Genomic DNA, 17,728 nt, shown 5'->3' with positions numbered 1-17,728 from the left:
TGCTGCTCTCCGGTGTCATCCACGGCGCAACGGTCAGCCGCGCCGGTTCGGAGTCGACCGTCGAATCCACATTGTTTCAGGGGTTCTCGGACGTCCTCCCGCCATAGCCCAAGTTGTCCTGTCAACTTCGGTTCCGTGAAATCGATTAGCCCCGTACGATGTACCAACAAACAACGGCTCAATATGCAGGTGTGCGTGGCAGGCTCTCCGGCCCTGCCGCCGTCGACGAACGGATGCCCCCATGGCTGTGCGATCAGCGAAGTCTTCGGACTGGTCCTTCGAGCGGAAAGGCGCCGAATGGGTCGCCGATGCGGAACGTCGAGGTAAGCCGCGCGCCCTGTTCTGGCCGTGGGCGGGCACCAGTTGCAATGTGGTCTTGGTGTCCTTCGGCCCGTATGTCACCGCGCTCGGCCTCGACTGGCATCTGGCAGCGCTCGCTGCCGCGGTGGGAGCGGTCCTGTCCTTTCTGCTGCTCGCCTTGGTATCGTTGGCCGGGCAGCAGGGCGGGGCGGCGACCATGGTGGCCGGCCGCGCGGCATTCGGGTTCCACGGCAACAAGATTCCGGCGCTGCTGAGTTATCTCGCGTTGGTGGGGTGGGAGACCTTCTCCGCGGTCTTGGCGACCCTGGCGGCTCGCACCGTGGCACATCGACTCGACCCGGAGATGGATACCGGACCGCTCATGGTCGTCACCCTTCTCACCGTCATCGTGGTGACCACGGTGATCGGCATCTACGGTTGCCACGTGATCCTGCGGATCCAGAAGTGGTTCGCCCTGGCATTCACCGCGTTGTCCGTCGTCTACGTCGTGCTGACGCTGCCGAGGATCTCGTTCGCGACGCATGGCCAGGCGAGCCTCGGCGCGTTCGTGGGCGGAGTGATGCTGGTCGCCAACACGCTCGGTTTGAGCTGGGTCAACTGCGCCGCGGACTACACCCGTTACCTTCCCCGCGACGCCGACAAGCGTGCGCTGGTCGGCTGGATCACCTTCGGCGGCACCGCCCCAGCACTCGTGCTGATGGGACTCGGGACAATGTTGGCGGTCGGGGACCCGGAGGTCGCGGCACTGGCCGCGACCGATCCGATCAGTGCGCTGTCGGCTCATCTGCCGACCTGGTTTCTGGTGCCCTATCTGATCCTCGCGCTGGTCGGCTTCGTGTCGGGTTCCATCATCGGCCTCTACTCCTCAGGGCTGGCGTTGCAGACAGTGGGGGTCCGGATCCCGCGGCACTACACCGTCCTGATCGACGCCGTTCTGATCGCCGTTGCCGGTGGCTATGTGGCCTTCGCCGCGCCCGGGTTCTTCGCTCCGTTCCAGGCTTTTCTGACCACGACCGGTGTCGTGATGGCTGCATGGACCGGAATCTTCGTGGTCGACCTGTGGCAGCGTCGCAACATCGGGTACGACCGGACGGCTCTGTACAGCCCGGTCGGCGGCTACGGAAAGGTGAACCGTGCCGGCGTCGGTTGCCTGATTGTCGCGACCCTCGTCGGACTGGGCTTGGTCACGTCGCCCGATCCGCATATCGGTCCGCTGCTGGGCTACTTGTTCACGCCGGCCGCCCGCGCGGGCGGTCTGGGCAGCAGCAACCTCGGTGTGTTCGTCGCCTTGGTTGTCGCGACCGTCGGGTATGCCGCTCTGCACCGCGTGCGTCCGCTCGCACCGGGGCGCACGACCGAGTCGATGGAGAGCCGGGATTCCGAACCGGTTCGAGTCCCGGCGTAGTCGGAACCGCCGCGCTGCGCTCGGGCGGCCCGGCGCATGCTCATACCCGCCGGCTACCCTTTCTGACGTTCGGCGCTGACGAATACGGTGATTCCGCAACAGGGTGGCCGGGCGGGCGCGATCGCGGAGCGGGACCGAGTCCTCGGGCGAATCATACTGAGCCGGTGAGCTTTTCGTTTGTGTCGGTACGTGCCGCTAATCTGCTCGCATGGTCGGACCGGACTCGGCGCTGCGCCGACTGACCCGCGATGCGCGGAAGTTGCTGCAACCCTATGGCTTCGACGGCCCGGAGGCCGTATGGGTGCGGGTGGTATCGGGTGGTGTGGCCTGCGTCGGCCGGGCCCGGACCGTGCGTACCTGGACCGATGGGCAACAGGCGTTGAAGTTCGGGTTGACCCTGAGTGCTACGCCCATCGCCTGGTGGGAGTTCTGCAATCGGCGTAACGAGCAGCGAGGTCTGCCGCTCGTGCCGCTCGAAGAGGCGACCGGACCGGGGCTGATCGACGACCGCCCGCTGCCGGAGGACTTGACGGAGTTGTGGTCCCTGCGGGTCGACCCGGCGCACCCTGGCCGGGCACTGCAGGCAGATGTCGACGCCATCCGCGCCGAACTGCCCCGGCGGGTGCACGCCTACGCCCGCCGGGCGCTGCGGCTGTTGGAACCTGGCCGGTACCTCGAGGAACTGATGGCGCTGCCGGACCCGGCGATCGGCACGTGGGAGGCGATTGTCGTCCTGCTCGCGGACCAGGGGCCGGGTCCGCAACTGGAGGATGCGTTCGACCGATTCCGGGCGTGCTGCGCGGACGAGGACACCGCGGCCTACGCGGCGGACGTCATCGCGTACGCACGAGGGCGAGCGGCGCGGGTGTGAGCGAACGCGGCCCGCACCGTCCCTCGGCGTCGGGCCGTGTTCACACCGGGTCGCGTCAGCCGGCGAACGCGGGAAGTGCCGCGAATTCCGGCGCGAGCCGGGCGGTCGGGATGGTATGCGCGATCCAGCGACGGGCACGGCTGAGCGGATGCTCGGGAAATTCGGCGTCCCATCGGATGTCGTCGGCCGCGTTGTACGGCAGCCGACCCCGCACCTCGGGCGCGTAGGGATGCGGCGGGAACATGTGGTCGAAACCGATCTTGGTGGCGAGCAGGGCCTCGCGCACCCCTGTGGTGCCCGTCTCAGGGCAGAGGATCTGCAGGACCGCACTGCTACGGGCCTTCGGGACGATCACGGACGCGGCGAACACCAAGCCCTGTGGCTGGTTCGGCAGCGGCAGCTTCTCCATGCGCAGCAGCGCAGGCTGTGCGTCCAGCCACACCACGAAAGCTTCGATGAGGCAGCCGTTCTGCGCGCTTCTCTCGGCCAGACGACGGCGCAAGGTTTCCAGATCCTCCAACGGCGCGGGCAGATCCGGGACGAGGTCGAAATACGACACGTTCACCATGTCACCGGTCCGAGGATCTCGCCAGGTCGCGCTGTCGACCTGCTGCATTTCCCCGGGGTCGAACGAAATAGGCACCCGCACAGACTATCCGCGGTCCACAGGCGCGAACATCCGCGGCGGAGACCCGCGACGACTCCGACCCGCTCAGCGGGTAGCGCTGATGTAGATCGGGCCCGGTGCCGCGTGACCGACCGCGGGTACATTCGGGGTCTTCACAGATGCTCGAGGCCTGGCAGGGTCGACAGCGGTCGCAGGCTCGCGGTCGGGAAGATGTCGGCGAAGCCGCTGGGAACGCAGGCGCCGAGGCCCAGTGCTTCGGGGCAGTGGTCGTCGGGTGCGATTTTTTCAGAGGGCGCCATGATGGCTGCTTTCCGCAGCGCCGGTGGTGCCGTTGCTCAACAAGGTGAAACCGGTGCCGCTCAGCAGTTGCTCGTCGAGCAGATTCCGGGTGTCGACGATCACGGGCCGGTCGACGTCGGTCGCGAGCTTCGCCCAGTCGAGCGCACGGAATTCGGGCCACTCGGTGAGTACCGCGAGCGCGCCGGCATCCTTCGCCACCAGGTACGGGTCGTCCACCACTCGGATGCCGTCGAGATCGGGGGTGCCCGCCGGGACGCACGGGTCGTATGCGGTGACCGTGGCGTCGTGCCGGGAGAGCTGCCTGGCGACCGCGACGGCGGGGGAGTCGCGCAGGTCGCCCGTCCCGGCTTTGAACGCGAGGCCGAACACGCCGATCCGGGTCCCCGACAGGGAGCCGTCGACCGCGCCGGTCACCGCGCGGCGGATCTTGCGCAACACCATCGCCTGCTGATGATCGTTGGCGCGCAGGGTATCCCGGACCAGGGCGAAGTCCACCCCGGATGCCTCCGCGGCACGCAGGAGCGCGCGCGTGTCCTTGGGCAGGCACGAGCCGCCCCAGCCGGGGCCGGGAGCCAGGAAAGCAGGTCCGATACGGTCGTCCATGCCCATCGCGCCGGTGACCTTCGTGATGTCGGCGCCGACCCGTTCGCACAGTTCGGCCAGCGTGTTCACGAACGAGAGTTTCATCGCGAGAAAAGCATTGCTGGCGTACTTGGCGAGTTCCGCGCTGGCCGGATCTGATCGCAGGACCGGCGCGCCCGTTCCCGCGTACAACGCCGCGACCCGCTCGGCCGACGCCCGATCGTGCTCGGCCGCACCGACGAGAACGCGGTCAGGGTGCAGGAAGTCCTCGACCGCGTGTCCCTCGCGGAGGAATTCGGGGTTGCTGACGACCGCGGTGCTCGGGAGACCGGACAGGGCGGGGATCCGCGCCGCCGTCCCCACCGGGACGGTGGACTTGGTGACCAGCACGCAATCCGGCGGTAGCACCGTGGACAACGTCTCCAGCGCGTCCTCGAGCACGCCGAGGTCTGCCGAGCCGCCGGTGCCCATGGGGGTGGGAAGGCACAACAAGACCACTTCGCATTCGTGCAGCGCTTCCGGGTCCGACGTGAAGACGAGCCGGTTCTCCGCGAGCCCTTCGCGTACCAGTTCCGGTAGGCCGGGCTCGACGATCGCGACGGTACCCGCGCGCAGCGCCGCTACCTTGGCCTCGTCGTTGTCGACACAGACCACATGGTGGCCCAAGTGGGCGAGGCAAGCGGCGCTGGTCAGCCCCACGTAACCGGCGCCGACCACGCCGACGCGGCTACCCATGGCGCACCTTCGTCCCGAGCAAACCGGTTGCGGCCGTGCGTACCTGCTCGGGCCGCAGCATGAGGAGCCCGGGATCCGGATGGTCGGCATGCGGATCACCGGCGGTCCCGGCCCACAGCGGCACGTGCTGTTCCGCGTCGGCGGGCGGCCCCCACCGCTGCGGCGGTGTGGGGCCGAACAGCAGGACCGACGGTGTGCCGAAGGCGGTGGCGAGGTGGCCGACACCGGTGTCGCCGCAGACGACCAGCGCCGCGTCGGCCACCAGCGCGGCGAGTTCGATCAGGGTGGTACGTCCGGCGTACACCGCGGTGGGCGGCAGGCCGGCTTGCTGGGCGACCGCGTTCGCCAATCGGATCTCCTCGCGCGTGCCGGTGATCACCACGCGGTGGCCGTCGGCGCCGAGTTCGCGCGCCACGCGCGCGAATCGTTCGGAGGGCCAGCGGCGAGCGGGAGACGCCGCGCCGGGATGGATCACGACCACATCCGATTCGGCGGCGGGAGCGGAGGGAGCAGGCAGCCGCAGCGCGGTGCGATCGGCGTCGATCCGGCCGTGCTCGAGCAGCAGGCACCAGCGCTCCACCTCGTGCACGTCCTCGCGCCACTCGGGGCCGGGCAGTCCGGGGAAGTCCGAATGGCGGTGCGTCAGTAGCGCTTCCGGGCGCGCCGCCAACAGGTCACGGATGCTTTCCGGCCCGCTGCCGTGCAGGTTGACCGCCAGTCTCGGGGGCGCCGCGTGCCATCGCAGCGCGCCCAGCCCGGTGGTCGGCAGCAGTTCGTCGACCGCATCGATGAGATCGACCAGATCGCGCAGCGATTCCGGTGCGGCCAGCACCACCCGGGCGTCGGGGTAGGCGTTTCGCAGCCCGCGCAAGGCGGGCACGGCGGTCAGCAGATCGCCGAGCCCGAGCGCGCGCAACACGAGGATCGTGTCGCTCAAGGCCACGATCCCTCTTCCGACGCGCACACGACCATCTCCCTGACTTCGCAGCCCGGAGGCTGGCGCAGCGCGAACACCACCGCGGCGGCGACGTCCTCGGGCTGGTTGAGTTTCGCGTCGGGCGGCGGCTTGTACTGCTCGTCGCGGTCGTCGAAGAACGCGGTGTGCATTCCGCCCGGAATCAGCAACGTCACGCCGACGCTGCCCGCTGTCTCGGCGGCGAGCGCTCTGGTGAAGCCGACCACGCCGAATTTCGACGCGCAATAGGCGGTGGCGTCACCGACCGCCTTGATGCCGAGGGTGGAAGCACAGGTCACCACCGTTCCCTTACTTTCCCGCACGAACGGAAGCGCGGCACGGACGACGGCGGCAGTGCCGAAAAGATTGACCTGAACCACGTATTCCCACTTCTTCGCGGGCACCTTGTCCAACGGGCCGCACGCATCGGTTCCGGCGGCGGTGAACACACCGTCGATCCGGCCGCCCGCCCGCTCGGCGAGCTCGTGCACGGCTTGCTCGGCCGCGACGGTATCGGCCAGGTCGGCCCGCACGAAGTCGACGGGCGTCTCGGGCTCCACCCGGTCGATCACGAAGGGGCGCCCGCCGTTCTCACGGACCGCGGCGGTGACCGCCGCGCCGAGTCCGGAAGCGCCGCCGGTGATCAGGATATTGCCGAGGGTTCGCATCGTGCTCCTTACGTTCTCGGGTCAGCCGCAAGCCTGCGTCGCGGCGACCAGCTGGGTTGTCGAGTAACCGCGAACAGTGGGAATCAGCGCGATCTCGCCGCCGTACCCGCGAACGACCGTGGCCTCCGGGAGGTCAACGCCGGTGTAGTCGCCGCCCTTGACCCAGATGTCGGGGCGAAGGCGTTCCAGCAGTGCGCTCGGGGAGGATTCGTCGAACACGACGACGGCGTCCACCGACGACAGCGCGATGAGCAGGCGGGCGCGGTCGCGTGCGGTGACGATCGGACGGCGCGGCCCCTTCAAGCGCCGCACCGACGCATCGGAATTCAGGCACACCACCAGCGCGTCGCCCATGGCGCGAGCCTGGCGCAGCAAGCTCACATGTCCGGGGTGCAGCAGATCGAAACAGCCGCCGGTGGCCACGAGCCTGCCGCCGCGCGCCCTGACCCGCGCCGCCACCTCGAACGCCGACCCGCCCGCTTCCGTCGTGTCCTGCTCCGCGCCGGCGGCGCTGTCGCACGCGGACAACGTGGCCGCGCCGCCAGCGGCCACGAATCTGGCCGCCGCGTCCACGGCGTGTGACACCGCGTCGGCCACAGTCGACCCGTCGAAGAGTGCGGCGGCCGCGGCGGAGGCGAATCGGTCACCCGCGCCGCAGGTGTCGGAACCGGCGTGGCCCGCGAACCGGATCTCGGCGGGCACCGGCACTACGGTGAGCCGTTTCCCATTGGCCAGCACCGCCCCGTTCGGGCCCGTCGTGACCGCGACGGAATCCGCGGACCACTCGTCGCGGAGCACCTTCGCCAACTCGTCCGGTTCGAGGTATCCCGGTGCGAACCGGCGTGCCTCCTTCAGGTTCGGCGAGACCAGCGACGCGCCCGGTGTCGGCGCCGGGCCGCGCGGGTGCGGATCCCAGACCACCGGTACGGACCGCGCCAGTTCGGTCAGCAGGCTGCGGATCTCCGGATGTGCGGCGACGCCCCGGCCGTAGTCCGCCACGAGGACCGCGCCGGCCGCTCGCAGTGCCCTGGTGACCGACGCGCTCACCGAGCCGCCGTCGGCGGTCCCGTCGCCGGTGTCCAGCCGCAACAACGACTGACCGGCGGCGCGGACGCGGGTCTTGCGTACCGTCTCGCCGCGCAGCGGCATCGGAACGACCTGCACGTACTGGTCCAGCAGCCGGGTGAGGAGCCGGCCGTCGTGGTCGTCGGCGGTCGCTGTGACGAGCAAGACCTCGGCGACCGATCGCGCGGCGAGCACGGCGGCCAGCCCGGCGCCGCCCGGGCGCATCCACCGGCGTTCCACGTCCACCACAGGCACGGGCGCCTCGGGCGACAACCGGTCGGCGACGCCCTCGATGTCGACGTCGAGCATGCTGTCGCCGATCACGACCAATGGCTTCATGTCGGTACCCCCAGTGCGTCGTCGAGCGCCGTGCACAGGGCGTGCACCAAGACCAGATGCACTTCCTGCACGGTGGCGGTGCTGTGTGCTTCCACGGCCACCGCGTCGTCGCACAGCGCCGCGAGCGGATTGGGCGCGGGACCGGTCATGGCCCAAGTGGTGACGCCGATGTCGTGCGCCGCTTTCGCCGCGGCCACCACGTTCTGGCTGCTGCCGCTGGTGGACAACAGGATGAGGACGTCATCGGGTCTGCCGTGCGCGCGGACCTGACGCGCGAACAACTCGGTTCCGCCGTAGTCGTTCACGATGGCGGTGCCCGCCGAGGTGTCGGCGTGCAGGGCGATCGCCGAGAGCGGACGGCGATCGTGGCGGAAGCGGCCGACCAGTTCCCCGGTCAGGTGCTGCGCTTCGGCCGCGCTGCCCCCGTTGCCGCACGCGAGCAATCTGCCGCCGTTGTCCAGTACCACCGCCAGTTCTCGCCCCCATCTGCGGATGCTCGGTGCGAAGCAACTGGTGCGTTCCAGCGCTGTATGCAAAGCCGCGAAATGCTCCTCGATCACCGCACACCTCCTGTCCGCAGACGCGCACGCCTGCCCGCGCCGAGTTCTTCCGCCACCGTCACGACCTCCGCCGGGGAGATCGAGTCGAGGCACGGGTGCCCCACGACCGGGCACTGTCTGGCCCTGCTACCGCGGCAGGGCGCGTGCTGGTCGCCGAGCATGGCCACCGGCACGCCGTAGGGCGCCCACCGCGCGGCGGGCACGACCGGTGCGAAGAGGGACACCACGGGTGTCCCGACGGCCGCGGCCAGGTGCGCGGGCCCGGTGTTCGGCGCCACCACGACACTCGCGTCGCGCAGTACGGCGGCCAGCTCGGGCAGTGTGGTGGCGCCGCCGAGGTCGACGGCGTGCCTGCCGGCGACGGCGCCGGTCAGCGGCCGGTCGGCGGGTGCGCCGGTGACCACCACGCGGTGCCCGGCGCCGGTCAACGCGGCGACGATGGCCGCCGAACGGGACGAGGAGGGCTGTCGCGCCGGTACCGACGCGGCGGGATGCACCACCACGTAGCCCGGTTCGCCGGTGAGCGCGCCGACCTTCGGCAACGGCTGGCGGACGGCGAGTTTGCCGTCGTCCCCGGGCGGTAGCCGGAAACCGGCCGCCTCGGCGAGCGACAGCGCGCGCTCGGCTTCGGGTAGATCGCCTTCGACGCGATGGCGCAGATCCAGCAGCGAACCGGGGTAGTCCTCCGAGATGGCGCCGACGAAGGGGACGCCGGCCATCCGGAGCAACAGCGCCAGCGGCAACGGCGACTGGTGAAAGGACGTGAGGATCAACGCCAGATCCAGGTCGAGAGCGCGAATCCGGTCGAGGAAGCCGTCGATGTCCGCCGCGGCGACCGCGGGGGGCTCGAGGTCGATCCACGGCGCGCACCAGGTCACGACCTGGTCCACACCCGGCAACAGGCCGGCGGCGGCCCGGCCGCGCGGCCCGGACAACAACGTCACCGAATCGACGTGCGCTGCCACCGCCCGCACGCACGGCCCGGCCAGCAGCACATCGCCGAAATTATCCATGCGTGCCACCAGCGCCCGGCGTGTCATGGCACGCCCGCCATCGCCAGCCGTACGGCTTCGGGCAGGTCCTGCGCCACGGTCGCTTCGCGCCGTGCGTGCTGCACTTCGTCGGGCAGGGTTCGCGCCGTCGGCACCAGAATCGCGCGGGCGCCCGCGGATTGCGCGGCGGCGACATCGGCACCGGTGTCGCCGATCACCACGCACCTGCCGACGTCGACGCCGAGCTCCGCCGCGGCTCGCCTGATCAGGCCCGGTTCGGGTTTGCGGCACCCGCAGCCGTCGCCGTCGCCGTGCACACACACCTGCCACGTCGCGAACGGTCCGAGCAACTCCTCGACCCGGGAATTCACCGCGGCGAGCTGTTCGCGGCTGATCAATCCGCGCGCGACGCCGGATTGGTTGCTCACGATGCCGAGTTGCACGCCGGCCGCGCGGACCCTCCGGAGCGCGTCGACCGCCCCGGGCACCGGCTGCACCTTGGTGGGATCGGCGAGGTAGGGGACATCGACGATGAGGGTGTCGTCGCGGTCGAACAACAACGCCAGCGGTGAGCCGTGGGAGGCGTGGCGGTGGCGCAGTTCGCCGCGCAGGCGATGCCAGCAAGCAGCGGGTGGGATCAGTGCGCTGCTCAGCGTCATCCGGCCGATCTCACGGGGCGTGCGCGGCCCGGGCGCGATTCTGCGCGCGGCGAATTCACCGGTCGACGCCAGCCAGACCGCCGCGAACGCCAGGGCGGGGCGTACGCGGCCCGCGAGGCCGAGTGCCGCGGCCGACGCGCCTGCCGCCGTGGTGAGCGCGTGCCGGGGCAGCAGCCCCTTGTCCTCCCCGATGCGCTGCCGCCATCGAGCGCCGTACTTCCGCCGCAGCAACGCGTTGTCGGCGTTCCCGCGCTGTGCGCGCACACTCGCCATGGGCCCCGATGCGCGCAGCGGATGGCTCGTGCTGCGTCGTCCGGCCGCGATGACGTACCCCGCGAGGCAAACCCGCAGCGCCAGGTCGGCATCCTCGCGGAACGCCCGCGGAAACCGTTCGTCGAACCCGCCGACCGCAACCAGCGCGGACCGGCGGTAGGCCATGTCCGCGGTGATCCACCGCGCAGTGGCCAGCCGCGCGATTCCCCGTTCCGCATCGGTCGGCTTGCGGTGCTCCGGCAGCGGCACCTCGATCCTGGCCGTGGACGCCGCCGTGTTCTCGTCGAGGTCCCGCAAGTCGTCGGCCAACCGGGCAGGCCAATCCGGCGGAGTGAGCACGTCGTCGTCCAAGAACGCGATCCACGCGCCCGAGGTGGCCCGCCACCCCGCGTTCCGCGCCGCCGCGGGCCCGCGGCCACCCGAGCGGATCACCCGCACCGGCGGCATGGTCTCGGGCAGCGGCAGGTCGCCGGCGCCGGGCCGGTCGTCGACCACGATGATCTCCCGTGGCCTCGGACCCGTCGCGGCCTGCAGTGACTCGAGCAGCGTCCGAAGACTTTCCCGGCCGGTGGTCGGGATGACGATGCTGTAGTCGACGGTGTGGCCGTTCATGAGCGGCGAACCACGAACGGACCGAGGGCGAGCAGATCGATCGGCGCGGAACCGAAGCACTCGAGGGCATCGCGGGGCGAATCCACCATCGGCCTGCCCGCGGTGTTCAAGCTCGTGTTGACCACCACGGGCAGGCCGGTGCGCCGGTCGAACTCCGACAACATCCGCGCCAGGACGGGATTGTCGCCGGGATCGACGGTCTGCACCCGCGCGGTGCCGTCCACATGGGTCACGGCGGGGATCCGCGCGCGCCAGTGCGGCGCGACGTCGTGGACGAACAGCATGTACGGGCTCGGCAACGGTCCGCGCTCGAAGATCTCGGCTGCCCGATCGGCCAGCACCATCGGCGCGAGCGGCCGGAACTGTTCACGCCCTTTCACGTCGTTGAGGCGCTCGAGATTCGCCGACCGGCCGGGATGGGCGAGCAGCGAGCGATGCCCGAGCGCACGCGGGCCGAATTCGGCCCGGCCCTGGAACCACGCCACCACCTGGTCCTCCGCGAGCGCTTCGGCCACCTCGGCCGCGATGTCCGCGGACTTCGTGTATCGGACCGCGGCCGTGCGCAGCACGGTCTCCAGCTCCGTGTCGGTCCATTCGCGGCCGAGATCGGCTCCGCGCATCGGAGTGACCCGCTCGCCGAATTCGGCCGCCAATTGCAGTGCGGCGCCGAGCGCGGTGCCCGCGTCACCCGAGGCAGGCTGGACCCAGACCCGGTCGTAGGGACCTTCGGCGTGCAGCCGGGTGTTGGCCACGCAGTTCAGCGCGATGCCACCGGCCAGCGTGAGGTTCCGCTGACCGGTCTGGCGATGCAGCCACGAGGTCAATTCGAGCAGCACGTCCTCGAGCCGGCGCTGGACGCTCGCGGCGAGGTCGGCATGGTCCGGGCCGGGCGCATCGCCGACCACCGCGGGTGCGAATCCCGCCCAGTCCACGGGTTCGGTGCGGAAACCACCGTCACCGGTGGCGTACACGAGTTCGCGGAACCGGTCGAGGAACCGGGGCGTGCCGTAGGAGGCGAGAGCCATCACCTTGTATTCGTCACTCGACCGGGTGAAGCCGAGGTGTTCGGTGAGGTCCTCGTACATCAGCCCGAGCGAGTGCGGCAGCTGCTGTGCGGCCAGTTCCACGAACTTGCCGTCCCGGTATTCCCCGGCCAGATAGGACTGGCTCTCGCCGCGGCCGTCGGCCACCAGTACCGCGGAATCGCCCGACGGGGCCGCGAGCGCCGCGGACGCGGCATGCGCCAGATGGTGCCGCACGAAACGCACGATCGATGGATCGAGACCGGGCAATGCGGCCGTGAGGAACGCGGGTGCGCGGAAAGCATAATCAGTTCTGGTATTTTCGCTTTTCCGATCGAGGCCGCCGAGCGAATGATCGACCAGGCGCGGATCATAGGAATAGCCGACCGCGTCGAGCTCCTCGGGACGCAATCCCGCTCGTTCCAGGCACCACGCGGCCGCTTGCTCGGGGAGCTCCCACGCGGAGAACGGCACCGGCCGCTTACCGTGCTTGCGCCGTGTGAACCGCTCTTCCTCGGCGGCCGCGACGATTTCGCCGTCCACGATCAGAGCCGCAGCAGGGTCATGAAATATCGCGTTTATTCCGAGAATGCGCACGGGCCGCCTTTCTGTTCGAGACGCGGGACCTGTCGGTCTACCCGCTGACATATGTGCTGGCGCTACCCGCTGAAGTCGCGACTAAACCGATGTGCCGATCGGCACGGGGCCTACCGCGCCGGTTCCGCCGCGCGTCCGGCGAACCAGTCGATCGTGCGGCGCAGTCCTTCCACCCTGGTGATCACCGGCCACCAGCCCAATTCCCGCCGGGCCAGCGAGATGTCGGGGCACCGTCGTTTCGGGTCGTCGATCGCCCCCTCGACATGGGTCACGACGGACCGGCTGCCGGTCAGCGAGAGGATTTCCGCCGCGAGGCAGCGCACGGAGAGTTCGTGCGGATTGCCGATATTCACCGGTCCCGGATAATCGGTGGCCGCCAGTGCGAGCAGGCCGCGCACCGTGTCCTCGACATAACACAGTGAGCGCGTCTGCTCGCCGGTTCCGGCGATGGTCAGCGGCGCGTCCGACAACGCCTGTGCGATAAAGGTTGGCACCATACGACCGTCGTCGGTGCGCATGCACGGACCGTAGGTGTTGAAAATTCGGGCAATTCCGGTATTCACGCCTCTTTCCCGGTGAAATGCCATGGTCAAAGCTTCGGCATACCGCTTCGCCTCGTCGTAGACACTGCGCGGACCGACGGGATTGACATGACCCCAATAATTCTCGGTCTGCGGATGGACGGCCGGGTCACCGTAGACCTCGCTGGTCGACGCGAGCACGAAACGGGCGCCATGGCGCTCCGCCAGATCGAGGGCATGCGCGGTACCGAGCGAACCGGCTCGCAGCGTCTCGATCGGCAGCCGGAGGTAATCGGGAGGCGACGCGGCCGACGCGAGATGGAAGACCACGTCGAAGGCGCCCACCGCGGGCAGCGGTTCGGTGACGTCGTGCCGCCGCAGATCGAAGCCGGGCCGGTCGAGCAAACGGGCGACGTTGTCCGGAGTGGACGTGGCGAAATTGTCGAGGGCGACGACGGCGGTGCCCGCGTCGAGCAGCTGTTCACACAGGTGCGAGCCGACGAACCCGCAACCGCCGGTGACCAACGCGCGTTCACAAGGTTCGGACACGGCGCCGCCTACCCGTGGCCGTTCGCGCGAGCGCCGCGACCCATCGCCGGTGACCCGGTGGAAAGGCCGTCGTTCGTGGCAGAGCCGACCGCGCGGCCATCCGTGGGTCCGCTCCCGTTCCCCGTGCGCACGGCCGGCGCGGTCACCCTGCGGTACGCGTGCAGGGTCTCGGCGGCGATCCGGTCCCAGGAGTAGCGCGCCTCGACCCGCTCTCGTCCGGCCTGACCGTACTTCCGCCTGATCTCCGGGACGGCCAGCAGATCCCGGACGGCGTCGGCCAGTCGTGCGGGATCGTGGGGTGGGACGAGCCTGCCGGTCACACCGTCGACGACGGTGTCGATGAGGCCCCCGACCGCGGCGGCCACCACCGGAACGGCGCAGGCCATCGCTTCCAGGGGTGTGATGCCGAACGGTTCGTACCACGGCGTGCACACGACGACGTCGGCCGACCTGAGCAGCGGCGCCATTCGAGTCCTCGGGACCTGCCCCAGCATGTGCAGCCGGTCCCGCACGCCGAGGCGGCCGGCCAGCTCCAGCAGCCGCCTGCCTTCCGGGTCGTCGGCGACGTCGCCGTCGTCCGGGCCGCCGACCAACACCAGCTCGGTGTCCGGCAGACCGGTGAGCGCGGTGATCGCGGTGTCGAAACCCTTGCGGGGCACCAACCGGCCCACACTGACCATCCGGTGGTCGGCCGACCTCGGTGCGCGCGCCCCGTGGGGTGTGAACTGCTCGAGGTCGACGCCGCAGGGAATCACCGACGTCCTGGACCGGGGCACGCCCATTCTGGCCAGTTCGAAGACCTCGTCGGTACAGGTGGCGACGATGCGATCGGCCCGTTCGGCGATCGATTGTTCGAGGCGCACGCGGTCGGCCGGGCTGGTGTCGTCGGCTCCTTGGTGGCGACGTTTCACCACGCCCAGCGCGTGAAAGGTCTGCACCACCGGGATGCTCGCGGGCCCCGCGGCCTGGAGGGCGGCCAGGCCGGACATCCAGAAGTGCGCGTGCACCACATCGGGGCGGCACTCTTGCCATTGCTGTCGCAGAAAGGCGCCGAATTCGCCCATATGGGGCAGCAATTCGTCCTTGGGCATCGGTTCGGCAGGGCCGGCCGGGACATGGATCACGCGATAGCCCTGTGCGGCGGTGACAGCATGCGGCGCGTGCGCGTCTTCACGGCGCGTGTAGACGGTGACCTCGTGCCCCAGCCGGCACAGAGCCGCGGACAGCTCCGCGACATGGACGTTCTGCCCCCCGGCATCCACGCCGCCGAGCACGGCCAGCGGACTGGCGTGTTCGGACACCATCGCGATCTTCATGATTCCGCCTTCTCTCTCCGGGACCCTGCCTTCATTCGGTGACCTCGGCGAGCAGGGAATCCCACCGGCGCAGGAAGACCTCGAGGCCGTAGTGCTCCAGCGCGAACTGCCGTCCCGACTTGCCCGCGAGCACCGCCAGGTCGGGTTCGTGGAGGAATTCCCGGAATTTCGCGGTGAGCACCGCGATGTCGGTGGAGATGGCGCCCGCTTCCGGCGGCACGGCGGCGACGGCCTCGGTGCTGGCCAGGGCTATCACCGGCATGGCCAGGTGCATGGCTTCCAGGAGGGACAATCCCAGCGAGGTCCAGCGCGCGGTGTGCAGATACACCCGCCTGCGCGCCATTTCCGGATGCAACGCCGACTGCGGGAAGTCTCCGATTCCGCGAATGGGGTGTCCGGTGGGCCGGTGCGCGGTGAATTCTTCGGCTCCGATGCCGTACAAATCGATGGGCCCGGCCATCGCGAATTCCGGCAACAGATCACTACCCGTGATTCTCCCGCGCCGCGTCGGCTCGTTGATCAGTGCTACGCCGTGCGGCAGTTCGCCGGTGTAGCGCGCGCCGGGGTCGACGATGCCGTGCGGCACGACCCGGGTGGGTGCGCGTCCCCTGTCCCACATCAGATCGTTGAAATGGGTTACGTGCACGATCGGGATGTCGGCGCGATCCGCCAGCGGATGCGTGGTGGTGGCCGCGCTGGGACGCGGAGTGTTGTGCTCGACGTAGATCGCCGGGATATCGGCGCCAGGACGCCGACCGAGCCATCGTTCGGCGAGTTCGATCTCCTCCGGACGCTGGAGCACGACGACGTCCGGCTCCGCCGCGCGCAACGCACCTACGGGCACCTCCTGCACCGACGGCCAGTCGCGGCCGCACCGGCCGCGCCCCCACGGCCCGCCGCCCTCGACCACGGGCACGAGGTATCGGTGCGGCCCCTGCACGAACGACGTCGTCCAGGAGCCGTGCACGTGCCACAACAGCACCGTGAGCCCCTCGGTCATTGCGGCCATGTCGGTAGCACTTGCCTATTATTTCCGGATCAAACCTGGTCACGTGCCCGGCGGCGGTGCGGCCGGAGGCGGCGAACGTCCCGGCGCTGCTGGGCGGCGGCACCGATCCGGCTGCGGCCCGGCGGGTTTGAACCGGGAGCGCGCGGCAATGGCCGCGGTATGAGCGCACCGAACGCTGTCCCGTCCGTCACCGGGCGCCGGGCTTCCGAAACGATCGAGATCTTCGATCCCGCCACCGGTGCCGCCGTCGGCACGGTTCCCATGGCCGATTCCGCCGAAATCGATCAGAAGATGGAGGCGGCCAACCGGGTTCAGCCGGGGTGGGCGCGGACACCGGCGGCCGAGCGGGCCGCCGCGCTCCGTGCCGGGGCCGCCCTGCTGCGTGAGCGGGCCGATGAACTCGCCGAACTCAACCATGCCGAAACCGGACGTCCGCAGTCCGAGAGCAGGGAAGGAGTGCTGGCCGGCGCCGCGACCTTGGCGCAATACGCCGAACTCGGCCCGCTGCACCGGGGACGAAGCTTGCAGGGCGGTTTCGACGCGACCGACCTCATGGTGTGGGAACCTCGCGGCGTCGTCGTAGCGCTGACGCCGTGGAACGATCCCGTGGCCGTGTCCTGCGGTCTGCTCGGCGCGGGGCTGGTCACCGGAAACACGGTCGTGTACTCGCCGAGCGAGCGCGCACCGCACACCGGCGCTCTGCTCGGCGATCTGCTCGCCCGTGGCCTCCCGGAGGGGGTGCTGCAGACGGTACAGGGCGATGGCAGGGTCGGCGCGCTGCTCGCCGCACGGCCCGACGTGGACGTCGTCGCGCATGTCGGCAGTACCGCCACCGGGCGGTCGATCGCCCGCAGCGCCGCGGCCACGGGCGCCAAGGCGCTGCTGGAGAACGGCGGCAACGACGCGCTGATCGTCGACGCCGGTGTGGATCCCGTCTGGGCCGCCGGTCAAGCCGCGCTCGGCGCGTTCGCGAACGCCGGTCAGATCTGCGTGTCCGTCGAACGGATCTTCGCGCATCGGGAAGTCGCCGAGCCCTTCCTGGCCGCGCTGGTGGCCGAAGCCGAGTCCAGGAAGGTGGCGCCGTTGGTCGACCGGCGCCACCGCGAGCAGGTGCACGCCCACGTGCGCGATGCCGTGGACCACGGGGCCGAACTGCTGACGGGCGGGGTGGTGCCGGACGGCGCCGGCGCGCACTACCCGGCCACCGTGCTGGCACAGTGCGATCCGGCCATGCGGATCATGCGGGAAGAGACCTTCGGTCCGGTCGCGCCGGTGCGGGTGGTGGATTCGTTCGACCGAGGCATCGCGGAGGCCGCGACCGACGACTACGGGCTCGCGGCGACCGTGCTCACCCCGTCGATGGCTCACGCCCAGCGCGCTTGGCGGGAACTGCCCGTCGGCACGGTGAAGATCAACGCGGTGTTCGGCGGCGCGCCCGGCGGAGCGGCGCACCCGCGCCGGGCCAGCGGGTCCGGCTTCGGTTACGGGCCGGAGTTGCTGGACGAGATGACCCAGACGAAGGTCGTGCACCTGCGCCCGGCGCCCAGCTAGCACCACGCATGCGCTCCGGCCGAATCGCGAGCGCGAACTCCCCGGCCCGGCTTGATTGATCCCAGCTGCGCCCGGGTATGCGCCCGCACATGCGGGTACTTGTCACCGGATGGCCCGGCTTCGCGCACGGGGAAGCGGCGGCCGCGGACGTGTCGAGGATGAGCCGAACGCGGCTCTGGCATCCGCTGGGCGCCACGT

At 70.1% G+C, this 17,728-nt stretch carries 16 protein-coding genes; 3 read left to right on the top strand and 13 right to left on the bottom strand.

Annotated elements, in window-relative coordinates:
- The first annotated feature begins 241 nt into the window (after window positions 1-241).
- Window positions 242-1,726 carry a purine-cytosine permease family protein gene (locus ACWEKR_RS24235; RefSeq protein WP_452356400.1) on the top strand — a complete coding sequence of 495 codons (1,485 nt, stop codon included), beginning with the start codon at window positions 242-244 and terminating at the stop codon, window positions 1,724-1,726.
- A 208-nt stretch (window positions 1,727-1,934) separates the two neighbouring features.
- Window positions 1,935-2,597, top strand: a complete 663-nt coding sequence (locus ACWEKR_RS24230) for a hypothetical protein (RefSeq protein WP_452356399.1) — start codon at window positions 1,935-1,937, stop codon at window positions 2,595-2,597.
- Window positions 2,598-2,652: 55 nt separating this feature from the next.
- Here the strand turns inward: ACWEKR_RS24230 and ACWEKR_RS24225 are convergent, their stop codons facing one another.
- The 13 genes from ACWEKR_RS24225 to ACWEKR_RS24165 all read right to left on the bottom strand — a co-directional run bounded on the left by ACWEKR_RS24225 (window position 2,653) and on the right by ACWEKR_RS24165 (window position 15,979).
- Window positions 2,653-3,240 (bottom strand): hypothetical protein, encoded by a 588-nt coding sequence (locus ACWEKR_RS24225; RefSeq protein WP_452356398.1) that lies wholly within the window; start codon window positions 3,238-3,240, stop codon window positions 2,653-2,655.
- Window positions 3,241-3,377: 137 nt separating this feature from the next.
- Window positions 3,378-3,524, bottom strand: a complete 147-nt coding sequence (locus ACWEKR_RS24220) for a hypothetical protein (RefSeq protein WP_452356397.1) — start codon at window positions 3,522-3,524, stop codon at window positions 3,378-3,380.
- Complete coding sequence (locus tag ACWEKR_RS24215; protein WP_452356396.1) at window positions 3,511-4,842, bottom strand: UDP-glucose dehydrogenase family protein; 1,332 nt, start codon at window positions 4,840-4,842, stop codon at window positions 3,511-3,513. The genes ACWEKR_RS24220 and ACWEKR_RS24215 overlap by 14 nt, the downstream gene beginning before the upstream one ends.
- Window positions 4,835-5,785 (bottom strand): glycosyltransferase family 9 protein, encoded by a 951-nt coding sequence (locus tag ACWEKR_RS24210; protein WP_452356395.1) that lies wholly within the window; start codon window positions 5,783-5,785, stop codon window positions 4,835-4,837. Before ACWEKR_RS24210 ends, ACWEKR_RS24215 begins: the two co-directional genes overlap by 8 nt.
- The gene (locus ACWEKR_RS24205) at window positions 5,776-6,465 is read right to left on the bottom strand and encodes an SDR family oxidoreductase (protein WP_452356394.1); all 690 of its coding nucleotides are present in this window, start codon (window positions 6,463-6,465) and stop codon (window positions 5,776-5,778) included. Before ACWEKR_RS24205 ends, ACWEKR_RS24210 begins: the two co-directional genes overlap by 10 nt.
- Before the next feature lie 21 nt (window positions 6,466-6,486).
- Window positions 6,487-7,869: a D-glycero-beta-D-manno-heptose 1-phosphate adenylyltransferase gene (rfaE2, locus tag ACWEKR_RS24200; protein WP_452356393.1), complete on the bottom strand. Its 1,383-nt coding sequence runs from the start codon at window positions 7,867-7,869 to the stop codon at window positions 6,487-6,489.
- A complete protein-coding gene (locus ACWEKR_RS24195) occupies window positions 7,866-8,429 on the bottom strand; it encodes a D-sedoheptulose-7-phosphate isomerase (RefSeq protein ID WP_452356392.1) in 564 nt (187 codons plus the stop codon). The genes rfaE2 and ACWEKR_RS24195 overlap by 4 nt, the downstream gene beginning before the upstream one ends.
- Window positions 8,426-9,442 carry a glycosyltransferase family 9 protein gene (locus tag ACWEKR_RS24190; protein WP_452356391.1) on the bottom strand — a complete coding sequence of 339 codons (1,017 nt, stop codon included), beginning with the start codon at window positions 9,440-9,442 and terminating at the stop codon, window positions 8,426-8,428. Before ACWEKR_RS24190 ends, ACWEKR_RS24195 begins: the two co-directional genes overlap by 4 nt.
- Before the next feature lie 23 nt (window positions 9,443-9,465).
- Window positions 9,466-10,965, bottom strand: a complete 1,500-nt coding sequence (locus ACWEKR_RS24185; RefSeq protein WP_452356390.1) for an HAD-IIIA family hydrolase — start codon at window positions 10,963-10,965, stop codon at window positions 9,466-9,468.
- Window positions 10,962-12,584, bottom strand: a complete 1,623-nt coding sequence (locus tag ACWEKR_RS24180; protein ID WP_452356389.1) for a carbamoyltransferase family protein — start codon at window positions 12,582-12,584, stop codon at window positions 10,962-10,964. Before ACWEKR_RS24180 ends, ACWEKR_RS24185 begins: the two co-directional genes overlap by 4 nt.
- A gap of 110 nt (window positions 12,585-12,694) precedes the next feature.
- Entirely contained in the window at window positions 12,695-13,654 is a 960-nt protein-coding gene (locus ACWEKR_RS24175) for a UDP-glucuronic acid decarboxylase family protein (protein WP_452356388.1), read from the bottom strand.
- A gap of 8 nt (window positions 13,655-13,662) precedes the next feature.
- The gene (locus tag ACWEKR_RS24170; RefSeq protein WP_452356387.1) at window positions 13,663-14,970 is read right to left on the bottom strand and encodes a glycosyltransferase; all 1,308 of its coding nucleotides are present in this window, start codon (window positions 14,968-14,970) and stop codon (window positions 13,663-13,665) included.
- 31 nt (window positions 14,971-15,001) lie between these two features.
- On the bottom strand, window positions 15,002-15,979 hold the full coding sequence (locus ACWEKR_RS24165) for a glycosyltransferase (protein ID WP_452356386.1): 978 nt from the start codon (window positions 15,977-15,979) through the stop codon (window positions 15,002-15,004).
- Between the two features lie 159 nt (window positions 15,980-16,138).
- Between ACWEKR_RS24165 and ACWEKR_RS24160 the strand changes: the two genes are divergently transcribed.
- The gene (locus ACWEKR_RS24160; RefSeq protein WP_452356385.1) at window positions 16,139-17,530 is read left to right on the top strand and encodes an aldehyde dehydrogenase family protein; all 1,392 of its coding nucleotides are present in this window, start codon (window positions 16,139-16,141) and stop codon (window positions 17,528-17,530) included.
- Window positions 17,531-17,728: the final 198 nt, after the last annotated feature.

The sequence above is a fragment of the Nocardia sp. NPDC004573 genome, from assembly GCF_053602135.1.
This window is presented reverse-complemented; position numbering and strand designations above follow the sequence as displayed.

Coding starts and splice junctions, on each gene's coding strand:
- ACWEKR_RS24230 (WP_452356399.1), top strand. CDS start 1,935: ATGGTCGGACCGGACTCGGCGCTGCGCCGACTGACCCGCGATGCGCGG.
- ACWEKR_RS24215 (WP_452356396.1), bottom strand. CDS start 4,842: ATGGGTAGCCGCGTCGGCGTGGTCGGCGCCGGTTACGTGGGGCTGACC.
- ACWEKR_RS24165 (WP_452356386.1), bottom strand. CDS start 15,979: ATGGCCGCAATGACCGAGGGGCTCACGGTGCTGTTGTGGCACGTGCAC.
- ACWEKR_RS24220 (WP_452356397.1), bottom strand. CDS start 3,524: ATGGCGCCCTCTGAAAAAATCGCACCCGACGACCACTGCCCCGAAGCA.
- ACWEKR_RS24160 (WP_452356385.1), top strand. CDS start 16,139: ATGAGCGCACCGAACGCTGTCCCGTCCGTCACCGGGCGCCGGGCTTCC.
- ACWEKR_RS24190 (WP_452356391.1), bottom strand. CDS start 9,442: ATGGATAATTTCGGCGATGTGCTGCTGGCCGGGCCGTGCGTGCGGGCG.
- rfaE2 (WP_452356393.1), bottom strand. CDS start 7,869: ATGAAGCCATTGGTCGTGATCGGCGACAGCATGCTCGACGTCGACATC.
- ACWEKR_RS24170 (WP_452356387.1), bottom strand. CDS start 14,970: ATGAAGATCGCGATGGTGTCCGAACACGCCAGTCCGCTGGCCGTGCTC.
- ACWEKR_RS24235 (WP_452356400.1), top strand. CDS start 242: ATGGCTGTGCGATCAGCGAAGTCTTCGGACTGGTCCTTCGAGCGGAAA.
- ACWEKR_RS24185 (WP_452356390.1), bottom strand. CDS start 10,965: ATGAACGGCCACACCGTCGACTACAGCATCGTCATCCCGACCACCGGC.
- ACWEKR_RS24205 (WP_452356394.1), bottom strand. CDS start 6,465: ATGCGAACCCTCGGCAATATCCTGATCACCGGCGGCGCTTCCGGACTC.